Consider the following 12,831-nt stretch of genomic DNA (forward strand, 5'->3'; position numbering starts at 1 on the left):
GGCCATAGACTCCGGTGCACTGCTGCTCTTTCCGGGGACTACCCTCATGCTCGACGACCTCCGTTGGGATACCGACCTGATCCGCCGCTACGATCTCGCCGGGCCACGCTACACCTCATACCCAACCGCCGTGCAACTGCACAGCGAGGTGGGTTCGTTCGACCTGCTCAACGCCCTGCGCGAGAGCCGACGGGCCGTGCGCCCGCTGTCGCTGTACGTGCATGTGCCGTTCTGCGCCAACATCTGCTACTACTGCGCCTGCAACAAGGTCATCACCAAAGACCGCGCCCGCGCTGCGCCCTACCTGCAGCGCCTGGAGCAGGAAATCCAGCTGGTCGCCTGCCACCTGGCCCCTAAACAGCGTGTTGAACAGTTGCATTTTGGCGGCGGCACGCCGACCTTCCTCAGCCATGTGGAACTGCGCCAACTGATGGCTACCCTGCGCCAGCACTTCCACCTGCTGGACGACGATTCCGGCGACTACGGCATCGAGATCGATCCTCGCGAAGCCGACTGGTCGACCATGGGCCTGCTTCGCGAACTGGGCTTCAACCGCGTCAGCCTGGGTGTACAGGACCTCGACCCGGCCGTGCAGCGCGCGATCAACCGCCTGCAGAGCCTGGAACAGACCCGCACCCTGATCGAGGCTGCGCGCACGCTGCAGTTTCGCTCGGTCAACCTCGACCTGATCTACGGCCTGCCCAAGCAAACCCCGGAAGGCTTTGCCCGCACCGTGGAAGAAGTGATCCGCCTGCAGCCCGACCGCCTGTCGGTGTTCAACTATGCCCACCTTCCCGAGCGCTTCATGCCGCAACGGCGCATCGACAGCAACGACCTGCCCAGCGCCGCCGCCAAGCTGGAGATGCTGCACGCCACCATCGACCAACTGACCGCCGCCGGTTACCGCTACATCGGCATGGACCACTTCGCCCTGCCCGACGACGAACTGGCCATTGCCCAGGAAGAAGGCACCTTGCAGCGCAACTTCCAGGGCTATACCACCCACGGGCACTGCGACCTGATTGGCCTGGGCGTGTCGGCGATCAGCCAGATCGGCGACCTGTACTGCCAGAACAGCAGTGACCTCAACACCTACCAGGACAGCCTGTCCAACGCCCAACTGGCCACCCAGCGCGGCTTGCTGTGCAACCACGACGACCGCATACGCCGGGCGGTGATCCAGCAACTGATCTGCCATTTCGAGCTGGATTTCGAACCCATCGAACAGGCTTTCACCCTGGATTTTCGCGGTTACTTCAACGACCTCTGGCCCGAGCTGCTGACCTTGCAGCGCGACGGCCTGATCAGCCTGGACGACAAGGGCATTCGCATCCTGCCCGCCGGCCGGCTGCTGGCGCGCTCGGTATGCATGGTGTTCGACGCCTATCTGGCGATGCACAATCGCCAGCGCTTCTCGCGAGTGATCTGAAAAACAAGGCGTTCAACCGCATGGACAAGCTTCCTTGTCAGGCACACTATGAGCACACATGGACTCCCGGCAGGCCTCCTGCCGGGGTTTCGCCAGCGCGCACCATCACCGCGCACACTGGCCTACACCCTGTGTCGTGAGTTACCCTTACGACTTATGTGTGCTTTCCCACAAGGATCGATTCAAATGTCCGAGCCAGTCAAACTGCGCCCACACAACCAGGCCCATTGCAAGGATTGCAGCCTGGCCCCCCTGTGCCTGCCTCTTTCGCTGAACCTGGAAGACATGGACGCGCTGGATGAAATCGTCAAACGCGGGCGGCCGCTCAAGAAAGGCGAGTTCCTGTTCCGCCAGGGTGACAGTTTTGGCTCGGTCTACGCAGTACGGTCCGGGGCCCTGAAAACCTTCAGCCTCAGCGACAGCGGCGAAGAGCAGATCACGGGCTTCCACCTGCCCAGCGAACTGGTCGGCCTGTCGGGCATGGATACCGAGGCCTACCCGGTATCGGCCCAGGCTCAGGAAACCACTTCGGTGTGTGAAATCCCCTTCGAGCGGCTGGACGAGCTGTCGGTGCAACTGCCGCAGCTACGTCGCCAGCTGATGCGGGTAATGAGCCGCGAAATCCGCGACGACCAGCAAATGATGCTGCTGCTGTCGAAAAAGACCGCCGACGAGCGCATTGCCACCTTCCTGGTCAACCTGTCGGCGCGCTTCCGCGCCCGCGGCTATTCGGCCAATCAGTTCCGCCTGAGCATGTCGCGCAACGAAATCGGCAATTACCTTGGCCTGGCGGTAGAAACCGTGTCGCGGGTGTTCACCCGCTTCCAGCAGAACGGCCTGCTGCGCGCCGAGGGCAAGGAAGTGCACATCCTCGATCCGATCCAGCTGTGCGCGCTTGCCGGTGGCGCAATCGAGGCCTGAGGTTGGTCTTTAGCGGGTATACTTGGGCATTCGTTTTCCCAGGATACCCGCAACAATGCACAGCGACGCCTTCGACCTCAAAGCCCTGATCCGCCCGGTAGTGGACTTCCCCAAACCGGGTGTGATCTTCCGCGACATTACCCCGTTATTCCAGTCACCACGCGGGCTGCGCTATGTGGCCGACCAGTTCATCGAGCGCTATGTCGAGGCGGAATTCAGCCACATCGGCGCCATGGACGCGCGGGGCTTCCTGATCGGCTCGATCATCGCCCACCAGCTGAACAAGCCGCTGATCCTGTTCCGCAAGCAGGGCAAGCTGCCGGCTGACGTGTTGAGCGAGGGTTACCAGACCGAGTACGGCGAAGCCTTCCTGGAAGTGCATGCCGACAGCCTGTGTGAAGGCGACTCGGTGCTGATCTTCGATGACCTGATTGCCACTGGCGGTACGCTGCTGGCGGCGGCCAACCTGGTGCGTCGTACCGGGGCGCAGGTGTTCGAGGCGGCAGCGATCATCGACCTGCCGGAACTGGACGGGTCGCGTCGATTGCAAGCGGCGGGGGTGCCTACCTTCTGCCTGACCGAGTTTTCCCTAAGCGAGTACTGAGTGGGCTTTGGGGCTGCTTTGCAGCCCATTCGCGGGTAAACCCGCTCCTACAAAGGCCGCGCATTTTTTGTAGGGTTTACCCGCGAATGGGCCGCCAAGCGGCCCCAATGAATCAGAGCGAAATGGGCCGGCGCCCTGCAAAGGCATGGGCCAGGGTACCGCCGTCCACCATCTCCAGCTCGCCGCCCAGTGGCACACCATGGGCAATGCGAGACGCCACCAAGCCTTTCTCGCTCAGCAACTGGGCAATGTAATGCGCCGTCGCCTCCCCCTCCACTGTCGGGTTGGTCGCCAGGATCACCTCGGTAAAGGTGCCCTGCTCTTCGATCCGCGCCATCAGCTGCGGAATACCGATCGCCTCAGGCCCCAGGCCATCCAGCGGCGACAGGTGCCCCTTGAGCACGAAGTAACGGCCACGGTAGCCCGTCTGCTCCACCGCATACACATCGGTCGGCCCCTCGACCACGCACAGCTGGGTGTCGTCACGGCGCGGGTCGGCGCACTGCGGGCACAGTTCCTGCTCGGTGAGGGTGCGACACTGGCGGCAATGCCCTACCCCTTCCATGGCCTGGGTCAAGGCCTGAGCCAGGCGCAGCCCGCCACTGCGGTCGCGCTCGAGCAGTTGCAGGGCCATGCGCTGGGCGGTTTTCTGGCCAACGCCTGGCAAGATGCGCAGGCCGTCGATCAGTTGGCGGATGAGAGGGCTGAAGCTCATGGGAAAGGCCTGACAATTCAATAAGAGGCGGTTTATACCCAGCGGGGGCGGTGGCGTCAAATCAGGTCACCCCAAGTCTACGCGGCCTGCAGTTTTATGAGAGCAACTGCCTTGCACAAAACTGAAAAGCTAGTGTGATCACTGTGGGAGCGGGCATGCCCGCGAAGCAGGCTGCACAGTGGATGGCACGGGCTTCGCCCGTGTTCGCGGGCATGCCCGTTCCCACAGTGATCGTGCAAAATTTCAAAGTTCGAGCAAAACAGTTGTCCCGACATAAAAAAGCAGACCGCGTCTGGGTTGAAATCTACGCAAAAAAAACGCCGCTGATATCAGCGGCGTTCTTGAGTACCTCAATGCCTTAGAACGGCATCTTGAAGCCTGGCGGCAGCTGCATGCCGGCGGTCATGCCGCCCATCTTTTCCTGGCTGCTTTGCTCAACCTTGCGCACGGCGTCGTTCAGCGCAGCGGCAATGAGGTCTTCCAGTACTTCCTTGTCATCTTCATCAGTCGACATCAGGCTCTGGTCGATGCTGACGCGCTTGACGTCATGACGACCGGTCATCACCACGCTCACCAGCCCGCCACCGGACTGGCCGGTGACTTCGGCGTTGGCCAGTTCTTCCTGCATCTTCTGCATTTTTTCCTGCATCTGCTGGGCCTGCTTCATCAGGCCGGCCATGCCACCTTTCATCATGGGGTATACCTCGATTGGGTCATGTGATGCGGCCCGGCACCGGGCCGGCCGCATGGTTATCGGTTACTGGCCCTGACTGACCAGGGCTTCTACAGGCTCAATAGTATCCTGCCGCACCTTGGCGCCGAACAACTTGATCATCTGCTGGATCAACGGATCCTGCTCGATCGACGCGACGGCGTCCTGCTGGCGCTCGGCTCGCTTGCGTGCTGCCGCCTGAGCCGGGGTTTCCTGCTCGGGCAGGATCAGCTCGATGCGCAGGTTCAGCGTGCGCCCCAAGTGCTGGTTGAGCGCTTCGTTCAGGCGCCGCTGCTGGGCGGCGTTGAACAGCGCCCCCTGGCCCGGGTCCAGGTGCAGCAACCAGTCGTCGCCATCGGCGGCAATCAGCGTACAGTTTGCCGCGATGTTGCCTGTCATCCCGGACACAGGCAACTGTGGGAATAATTCCAGCCATTGCAAGGCCAGGCCGGTGGCCGGTTTGGCTGCCGGCAACGGTTCGGCAGCCGGTTTGTCTTCCTGAACATGTTCGGCCAATTCGTCCAGGTAGCTGAAACCTGCCGGATCGCTCTCGCCGCCGTAATAGTCTTCGTCAAGCGGCGGCTCATCGTCGCGCTCCATCCCCACGGCAGCGTAGGCAGACGGGTCGAAAGGCGGCTCGTCGTGTGCCGGGGCGGCCTGTGTGGGCGCCACCGGGGCAACAGGCTCGGGCGCAGGTGCCGGTTCAGGCGCAGGTTCAGCCGCTAACGGCGCGGGTGCAACGGCAGGCTCTTCCCACGGCAGGTCGACCACTTCGGCGACCGGCTCAGGCACGGAGATGGCCTCGGCTTCGGCCTTCAGCTCAACATCTGCCTCGGCCTCCGGCTCATGATCAGCCGTCGCGGGTGCAGGCACCTCCAGCTGCGGGGCTTGCGCAACAGGCTGCGCCGGCACAGCCGCGACAGGCGATGAAAGCGCGACCGGCGCCGCGGCTGCCACCTGCCCTGCAGGATCAGCTGTGGCCTGGCTGATCCCCGTTGGCTTTAGCACCGGCTTCGGTGCGTCGTCCGTGTCTGCCGGGCGGAACGCCAGCATACGCAGCAGCACCATCTCGAAGCCACCGCGCGGGTCCGGTGCGAGGGGCAGGTCACGGCGGCCAATCAGGCCCATCTGATAATAGAACTGCACATCCTCGGCCGGCAGCGCCGAAGCCAGCGCCAATACCCGCTCGCGATCACCCTGGCCGTTATCGACCGCTTCGGGCAGCGCCTGGGCAATGGCTACACGGTGCAGCACATTGAGCATTTCGGCCAGAACGCCCGACCAGTCCGGCCCTTGCTCGGCCAGGTTACGCACGGCCTCCAGCAAAGCCCTGGCATCGCCTTCGAGCAGTGCCTGCAAGACCCCATACACCTGGCCATGGTCGAGGCTACCCAACATGGCACGTACATCGGCGGCCAGTACCTTGCCTTCACCGAAGGCGATGGCCTGGTCGGTCAGGCTCATGGCATCACGCATGGAGCCGTCGGCCGCACGCCCCAGCAGCCACAGGGCATCTTCCTCGAACGGCACGTTCTCGGCGGCCAGTACGTGGCTGAGGTGCTCCACCACCCGCTCCGGGCTCATGTTCTTCAACGAGAACTGCAGGCAGCGCGACAGGATGGTGGCCGGCAGCTTCTGCGGGTCGGTGGTGGCGAGGATGAACTTGACGTAGGGCGGCGGCTCTTCCAGCGTCTTGAGCAAGGCGTTGAACGAGTGGGTCGAGAGCATGTGCACTTCGTCGATCAGGTAGACCTTGAAGCGCCCACGGCTAGGGGCGTACTGCACGTTATCGAGCAGTTCGCGGGTGTCCTCGACCTTGGTACGGCTGGCGGCGTCGATCTCGATCAGGTCGACGAAACGGCCTTCGTCGATTTCCCGGCACACCGAACAGGTGCCACAGGGCGTGGAGGTGATGCCGGTTTCACAGTTCAGGCACTTGGCGATAATACGGGCGATGGTCGTCTTGCCCACCCCGCGGGTACCGGTGAACAGGTAGGCATGGTGCAGGCGCTGGTTGTCCAAGGCATTGATCAAGGCCTTGAGCACATGGGTCTGGCCGACCATTTCGCGGAACGAGCGCGGACGCCATTTTCGTGCAAGAACCTGATAACTCATCGAAAAACCATCGTAGCCTGATCGAGCGGAAGATCGCTAATGCTAGCGGAGCGGGGGCAAAATTGCACCCTGCGCAACTCGTCTAAGCTTGGAATGGCGCATTGTCCAGAGAGGATTGCCTTTGCGAAGACTGCTGGCCCTGTTACTGCTGTGGTCTACAAACAGCCTGGCTGACCAGCCGGTGCTGCGCTTCTCCGTAACCGAGAGCTGGAGCATGCCCCTGGTACGCATCGAAGGCGATCAGCCAGTGGAGGGATTGCTGTACGACCTGATGCAAGCCGTTGCCAGGCAAGTGGGCGCTCGCCCCGAGTTCCACGTCATGGCCCGCCTGCGTCTGGAGGAGGCCATGAGCAGCGGCGACATTGATGTGCGTTGCTACGTCAGTACCCAGTGGCTCAACGACCGCCCAAGGGATTTTGTGTGGAGTATCCCGCTGATTCATCAGCGCGACGTACTGGTTGGCCGCGCCGACGACAGCACCCCGATACCCCCGGAGCAACTGCCACCCCAGGCGATCGGCACGGTGCTGGGCTACACCTATTCAACCCTGCAACCACTGCTGGACCACGGCCAGCTGCACCGTGAGGACAGCCGCAATCAGTTGCTGGTGCTGCAAAAGCTGCAGGCAGGCCGGTATCGCCATGCGGTGAGCAACCAGTTGTCGTTGCAGTGGTTCAACCAAGGGTTGCCAGCGGAGCAGCAATTGCAAGCGCTGGCAGTGCTGGACGAACAGGATTTGGGGTGCATGGTGCGCAACGATCCGGCGATACCGACACAAGGGTTGTTGCGGGCGTTGGTAAGAATGAAGCAGTCGGGGGAGATCGAGCGGATTTTGCAGCGGTATGGAGGAACGGGCGACCCGGACAGTATGTCTGTGGCCCGGCCCGAAATACCCAGCAAAATGCCGGCACACAGCCAGCGCAACTAACGCCCTGCTCATTTCGCGAACGCTTGCGCAAACACTGTGGGAGCGGGCTTGCCCGCGAACACCGGCATAGCCGGTGCCATCCACCGCGTTATATTCTTCGCGGGCATGCCCGCTCCCACAGCGGCACACTCACAAACTCAACATCAGCGGCCTTTACGTTCAAACGCCAAGCTGACAGCATCCGCCTGCCCCCAGGCAATCTGCATGGCCCGCAAACCATGCTCCAATAACTGCCTGGTTTCTTCGTCCTGAATACGCTCAAGCGCCCGGCGGCTATCGCTGTAGGCGAACATCAGGTAGTGGGAAACATTCATCAACGCGAACTCCATCGGGACGATGCCTTCGCTCATGGCGCGGGAAAGGGATTTGCCTTGGGGAAGATCGAAGACGTGGGGTGGATCGGGGACCAGTTTTTTCATGAGTTCACCATGCCGGGCTGAGAGCACCCTTTCGCTTCCACACTTAGGGTGACAGTTGTACGCGGGGTGGAAGACCAGGGGTATGGCAAACCCGGCAGGCCCGAAGGCCTCCCACGCACAACCGTCATATCGACAGCCGCCAAACCACCCAGGCTTCCACACCCGATCGCTGAACTGACAGCGACCGCGAAAGCCTAGTGGGCGAGGTTGACCGGAACAATCAGACGTGAGACGACGGAGATCGTAGGATAATTCGCCGCACTCATCTGATCGGTAGGAGTTTTCTCAGGCTCATGTCAGATCGTTCTAAAAACACGCCGAGCCCGCGACTGCCAAGTTCATCGCATTTATCATGCCCCTAGGCAACTTGACCTGAGCCTTCATTCATCTAACAAAAGGAATCGAAAATGCGCTGTACCACTCAAGCGTTCAATGGACACATGCAGAGTGAAGACGAGATACTCGATGGGGGAATTGCGCAAGCTCCGATAATTTTCACCATGGACGGGCGTGCTCCTGTGCTACTTCGGCGCAGTTTCTCCAGGGGTAATGCTTATTGCCTGGTGGGAGCGAAGCCGCAAAATGCAAAAGCCGACTTTTTGAACTGGATCTGAGTAAAAATCACTCAGCTGTGGATGGTTACCATAGCGATTACACATTGAAGATTCAGGGAGTTGGGATGTTGTCACAGGAGAAGGCTTTTGATGACAGGGACGAGTGGCGTTTGCTTACTGACAAGCTTTCCCTGGTACCGGGGATTACCGATACGGGGCGTCTGGGATTTGTCCTCCAACTAAAATTCCGACAGGTTCCAGGCCATTATCCCGACTCTGCACACGACTTGGATCGTCTTGTACGAAATGCTATGGATGTCAGGAAAACAGTGGAACAACTGACCGCGTCTGGTATCAGAGCTCACTGCGTGGCGCAGGGCGGCGTAAATCTGACCAGTCCGGCGGGAAAAATGACCATGCAGGTGATCTCGACGGTCGCTGAGCTTGAGAAGGATCTGCTACTTAGAACGACTTCTCACGGGGATCACGGTTAGTGCTGTGGCTCGTGAATTCAGCACTACCCGACAAACCATTCTCAAATTAAAAGCAGCGCACCAGGACTAAACACTGCAGAATCATAAATAAAGCAAGGTATAGACATGAAAGCAGACAACTCCCTCGACTGTAATAAAGTCAATATACGAAAATCTACCACTGCCGAATTATCGGCACTCGCCGAACTACGCTGGGCTTTATGCAGCGATGATGAGGAAACTGAGCCACCTGTAGATAAGGCCCGATTTACAGAGCAATTCCTGAAAAGAGAGGAAGAATTAGAAGCTACGGGAAATTTAATAAACTACGTCGCTGAAAAAGATGCAGAGTTGATAGGTGTTGCTTCTCTGATTTTAGTGAGCAAAATACCTTCTCCATGCGAAATCAATGGTTACTGGGGATATGTCACGAATGTCTACGTAAGACCTGCCTATCGGAATAATGGGGTCGGTGAGCAATTGCTGCGCTTTGTCAAGGACCAGGCAATCGTAGATAAGTGCGAGCTGTTAGTTGTATGGCCAAGTGACAGGAGTTATCCATTTTATAAACGAGCAGGATTCAAATCTGAAAGGAGGGAACAAGACCCTTTGGTTCTGGTGCTTTAACCCCGGATTCAGATCACATGATTTGGACTCCGTCTCATAGAGAATATCGTCCGTTCGCCAGGGAGAATCCCGTATCAGCGAAACGGTAACGTCACAGGCATAATTCACGCTTGGCGCCCAAGACCGGTCGCCACAATTATTGGGATTCATCTTCGCAAATATCGCATTTTGCAGCTTCGTGCCCACTAGGCCTATTTGCAGGAATATTGACTGTACGCAGCCTCTGACCGAACTCCCCGCCCTCACACCGAAGCCAGCAAAACCGCACTCAAGAACAACCCCACACCAAACACAAAATGCGTGGCCAGACTCTTCAGGCAGTTCCGCGCAGGTGTCGGCGTCCTGGACGCAAAGAACCCTGCCCCCATCGCTGGCTGCATGAAGCACAACGGCGCCACAACTGTACCCACACCCACAACGACTGCAGGTAAAAGAGTAGGCGATCGCAACCAGCCCTCCCCGACGATCACAACCAGCAGCATCGCGAAAAGCACACCGATGGCATAATGAATCACCCATCCCCACGCCAACTCATTTCGCACCGGTTCCGCTTTGGCAATCGCTTGGTGCAACACTCGCCCGCCCAGCAGATGCCCCGCCCAACGCCCGACCATGGCGAAGTTCAGTGTGGCAACACCCAGCCGCCTCAGCAGCAGCCCCCACAGGTCCATAACTACAGTGGCACCGATGCCAATCGGCAATGCAGCTAAAAACATCGCAGTAAACGTCATTGAACAAGCCCTCGATGATTGACGGTCATTACCCATGCCGCGCAGCATAGAAGTTGAAGTCAACTTCAAGTCAAGGGCCCGAAATGGACATTGCCGACGTCGCCAAACGCACAGGCGTACCCGCTTCGACACTGCGTTATTACGAGAAGAAAGGCTTGCTCAAGTCACTCGCCGGGCACGGCCAGCGTCGGCAATTTTCAGCCGATGTGGCAGACCGGTTGGCGCTGATCGCCTTGGGGCAGGCTGCGGGGTTTTCGCTGGATGAAGTGGGGGTAATGCTGGTGGACCTACAGGTTGATCGGCAAATGCTGATAGCCAAAGCAGACGAAATCGATGCACGTATCAAGCGCTTGCAAGCAATGAGCAAGGGGCTGCGGCATGCAGCACAGTGCCCGGAGGACGATCACCTGGCCTGCCCGAAATTTCAGCGCTTGATGAAGCTGTCAGCCGCAGGGGCGTTGGGGGAAACGCACCTACACCAGCGCGGGCCTGGAAAAACGCGAAGCCAGCCATCTCGCCGTACTTAGCCCTACAACCAACAGCGTAACGCCTTCAATGCTTAACATCATCGCGTTGATGCCTAGCTGCGTGATCAATTGGCTGGCTACGTAGGGGAACCCGAACACACCAATGAAATACGACAGGCTGAACAGCAGCAGCGCTTGCGCGGTAAGGCCCACCGGCGCCTCGTTGGCAGCCAACCCGTTAATCACGGAGTAGTTCAAGCCATAACCGACGCCCAGCAGCATGGCCATCGCCAGATAGCGCTCGGCGCTGTGCACCCATTGATCAAACCCCAGTACGGCGGTGGCCATGATCAAGGTTAGAACCCACGAGGTCGCAAGCGGCGGTTGCTTCACAACCCAGCCGGCCAGCAAGAGCCTGCAGGCAATCGCAGCACCCATGAAGCCAATGAAGAAGATCGAGTAATCAAGCCCAAGGCGCTCGGCATAGCTGGTCTGGAAACTGCCCATGGTGCCGAAAATCGCCCCACCCAGCCCCACCATCAGGATCGACAAGCCTGATCGCGAACGCATCACTTTGAGTGCGGACGCCAAACCAATCTGCACCTTCTCAGTCGGTCGCTGCCCCCGCGAAGTCGAACCGAGCCAAGCAAAGTACGCCCCCGCCAACCCTGCAGCACACGCCGCCACCCAAAAAGCGAGCTGGGTAGGCAGACCCACAAAGGCCGCGAACTTGCCCAGTAACGGCCCAGTACCTATGCCAGTCAACATGCTGCCGGAGAGCAATGCAAAACAATGCGTGCGGCGTGATGGCTCGACCATTTGAGCAACCATGATCGGCCCTACCGTGTAGAAGAGCCCCCAGCCGACTCCGAGCATCAAGCCACACGCCAACAACGCGCCGCCCAGACCGGGCACGACGGCAAAACCTACTGACGCCACGACCAGGCAGAACGCCCCGGTAGCGATAGCGCGAGCAGCACCAACGCGCTGCAACAGATGCCCCGAGCTCACCACAGACAGCAGCGTACTCAGCATCGCGACTGCAAATACCTGCCCAGCATCGCTCGCAGTTCCACCCAGCATCTGCACCCACATCGAGAGCAAAAACGTCGTGCCGTAGCTGATGGACAGTAGGAAACAGGCAATGCAGAACACGGTAAACTGCTGAAACCGTGGCGGGGATGCAGAAGACTTCATGTAAGCAGTCCTTGCTGAAAGGGACTGCTTTCTATCATGGCAAGGCACTGGCGAAGGCATGCATTTGCTGACGTTTAGATCGTCACTTCAGTACCTAAACGACCGCCGCCCTTTGACGCCACTCATCGCGGCTCAACTCCCAGATCTCTTTGAGCACAGCGCCACAGACGAAATGCCCCGCTTCAGTCCCGACCAGGCGCATGCCTTCATGCACGGAAACACTGCGCGATCTGTCATTGCTCGCTGCCTTGGGCACCTGCATGACGCAGCGCCCAAGCGTCTCGAACCAGTACTCGTTGATGACCACACAGGCCTCGCGGATGTAGCCGTTTCTCTGCCATTCAGTGGCAAGCCAGAAGCCCCGGTTGTTACCCGGCTGATCATAGAGGCTGATGCTGCCGATGAGTCGCTGAATAGCGGGTGCGTCACCCAGCTGCAGCGGCGTGAGTATCAGGCGCGAGGTTTCGAGGGTAGGAAGGCTGTCCATGGCACAGCGTCCGTTCTGGAGGCGGTATGGCCTTCTGGCATTCTCGCAGAGCAGAAGTTGGAACGTCGACACGTCATGCGCTTTGGCACATTGACTAAGGTATTTTTTGAGCGAGGGATCCTTGAGCGTTCAAGGATTTACAGAAATGGAGGCGGCCCCACCAGCCACACCCCGGCACTCGATGTTCCCGCTATGGCTGCTCCCTTCCGGGCCTGACCAGGTTAACGGGTAATCAATGCGGGGGGACCGATGGGGCCACCACTACATGCCTCGCTGAGCAGCGAGTGGCGCCATTGTACCGGTCTTTGGAGCAGATACAACCACTGCGGCAGAAAAAGTCATCATTTCTCAATGACTTGTCAGGGTCGAGACGGCCTGGACGGGCCTCTTCGCGGGTAAACCCGCTCCTACGGGCGACCGCGCAGGCTTTTCGAGTTTTGAGCAAGACAGTT

General features: G+C 59.6%; 14 protein-coding genes, 1 other RNA gene and 1 pseudogene. 8 read left to right on the top strand and 8 right to left on the bottom strand.

The window, feature by feature from the left end; all coding sequences use genetic code 11:
* Window positions 1–46 precede the first annotated feature (46 nt).
* From hemN to FQ668_RS20275, 3 genes are all read left to right on the top strand, one after another.
* On the top strand, window positions 47–1,429 hold the full coding sequence (hemN, locus tag FQ668_RS20265) for an oxygen-independent coproporphyrinogen III oxidase (RefSeq protein WP_014590219.1): 1,383 nt from the start codon (window positions 47–49) through the stop codon (window positions 1,427–1,429).
* 186 nt (window positions 1,430–1,615) lie between these two features.
* Window positions 1,616–2,350, top strand: a complete 735-nt coding sequence (gene fnrA, locus FQ668_RS20270; protein ID WP_003254301.1) for a Crp/Fnr family transcriptional regulator FnrA — start codon at window positions 1,616–1,618, stop codon at window positions 2,348–2,350.
* A 55-nt stretch (window positions 2,351–2,405) separates the two neighbouring features.
* Window positions 2,406–2,954, top strand: a complete 549-nt coding sequence (locus FQ668_RS20275) for an adenine phosphoribosyltransferase (RefSeq protein ID WP_009683910.1) — start codon at window positions 2,406–2,408, stop codon at window positions 2,952–2,954.
* A 112-nt stretch (window positions 2,955–3,066) separates the two neighbouring features.
* Here FQ668_RS20275 and recR read toward each other — a convergent pair whose 3' ends face one another.
* From recR to dnaX, 3 genes are all read right to left on the bottom strand, one after another.
* Window positions 3,067–3,669 carry a recombination mediator RecR gene (recR, locus tag FQ668_RS20280; protein ID WP_003254304.1) on the bottom strand — a complete coding sequence of 201 codons (603 nt, stop codon included), beginning with the start codon at window positions 3,667–3,669 and terminating at the stop codon, window positions 3,067–3,069.
* Window positions 3,670–4,027: 358 nt separating this feature from the next.
* Complete coding sequence (locus FQ668_RS20290; RefSeq protein WP_003254305.1) at window positions 4,028–4,363, bottom strand: YbaB/EbfC family nucleoid-associated protein; 336 nt, start codon at window positions 4,361–4,363, stop codon at window positions 4,028–4,030.
* 63 nt (window positions 4,364–4,426) lie between these two features.
* Window positions 4,427–6,496: a DNA polymerase III subunit gamma/tau gene (gene dnaX, locus FQ668_RS20295; RefSeq protein WP_144180604.1), complete on the bottom strand. Its 2,070-nt coding sequence runs from the start codon at window positions 6,494–6,496 to the stop codon at window positions 4,427–4,429.
* Window positions 6,497–6,617: 121 nt separating this feature from the next.
* Between dnaX and FQ668_RS20300 the strand changes: the two genes are divergently transcribed.
* The gene (locus tag FQ668_RS20300; protein ID WP_014590217.1) at window positions 6,618–7,424 is read left to right on the top strand and encodes an ABC transporter substrate-binding protein; all 807 of its coding nucleotides are present in this window, start codon (window positions 6,618–6,620) and stop codon (window positions 7,422–7,424) included.
* A gap of 143 nt (window positions 7,425–7,567) precedes the next feature.
* Here FQ668_RS20300 and FQ668_RS20310 read toward each other — a convergent pair whose 3' ends face one another.
* On the bottom strand, window positions 7,568–7,843 hold the full coding sequence (locus FQ668_RS20310; protein WP_023390429.1) for a hypothetical protein: 276 nt from the start codon (window positions 7,841–7,843) through the stop codon (window positions 7,568–7,570).
* A gap of 841 nt (window positions 7,844–8,684) precedes the next feature.
* Here FQ668_RS20310 and FQ668_RS29065 point away from each other — a divergent pair.
* The 3 genes and pseudogenes from FQ668_RS29065 to FQ668_RS20320 all read left to right on the top strand — a co-directional run.
* Window positions 8,685–8,879, top strand: a pseudogene (locus FQ668_RS29065) (recombinase family protein); the annotation flags it as partial.
* Between the two features lie 16 nt (window positions 8,880–8,895).
* On the top strand, window positions 8,896–8,961 hold the full coding sequence (locus FQ668_RS29195; RefSeq protein WP_223279181.1) for a hypothetical protein: 66 nt from the start codon (window positions 8,896–8,898) through the stop codon (window positions 8,959–8,961).
* A gap of 35 nt (window positions 8,962–8,996) precedes the next feature.
* On the top strand, window positions 8,997–9,497 hold the full coding sequence (locus tag FQ668_RS20320; RefSeq protein ID WP_080557775.1) for a GNAT family N-acetyltransferase: 501 nt from the start codon (window positions 8,997–8,999) through the stop codon (window positions 9,495–9,497).
* 242 nt (window positions 9,498–9,739) lie between these two features.
* Here the strand turns inward: FQ668_RS20320 and FQ668_RS20325 are convergent, their stop codons facing one another.
* A complete protein-coding gene (locus FQ668_RS20325; RefSeq protein ID WP_019438869.1) occupies window positions 9,740–10,228 on the bottom strand; it encodes a DUF2938 domain-containing protein in 489 nt (162 codons plus the stop codon).
* 83 nt (window positions 10,229–10,311) lie between these two features.
* On the opposite strand from FQ668_RS20325, the gene FQ668_RS20330 reads away from it, so the two are divergent.
* Window positions 10,312–10,755 carry a helix-turn-helix domain-containing protein gene (locus tag FQ668_RS20330; RefSeq protein ID WP_019438870.1) on the top strand — a complete coding sequence of 148 codons (444 nt, stop codon included), beginning with the start codon at window positions 10,312–10,314 and terminating at the stop codon, window positions 10,753–10,755.
* On the opposite strand, the gene FQ668_RS20335 is transcribed toward FQ668_RS20330, so the two are convergent.
* The 3 genes from FQ668_RS20335 to ffs form a co-directional block, all read right to left on the bottom strand.
* Window positions 10,702–11,892 (bottom strand): MFS transporter, encoded by a 1,191-nt coding sequence (locus FQ668_RS20335; RefSeq protein ID WP_014590214.1) that lies wholly within the window; start codon window positions 11,890–11,892, stop codon window positions 10,702–10,704. The two genes, FQ668_RS20330 and FQ668_RS20335, sit on opposite strands and share 54 nt — an antisense overlap.
* Before the next feature lie 94 nt (window positions 11,893–11,986).
* Entirely contained in the window at window positions 11,987–12,379 is a 393-nt protein-coding gene (locus FQ668_RS20340; RefSeq protein ID WP_014590213.1) for a GNAT family N-acetyltransferase, read from the bottom strand.
* Window positions 12,380–12,534: 155 nt separating this feature from the next.
* Window positions 12,535–12,631: signal recognition particle sRNA small type (gene ffs / locus FQ668_RS20345), an RNA gene on the bottom strand.
* Window positions 12,632–12,831: the final 200 nt, after the last annotated feature.

This window comes from Pseudomonas sp. Kh14 (assembly GCF_900291005.1).
GTDB lineage: Bacteria > Pseudomonadota > Gammaproteobacteria > Pseudomonadales > Pseudomonadaceae > Aquipseudomonas > Aquipseudomonas alloputida.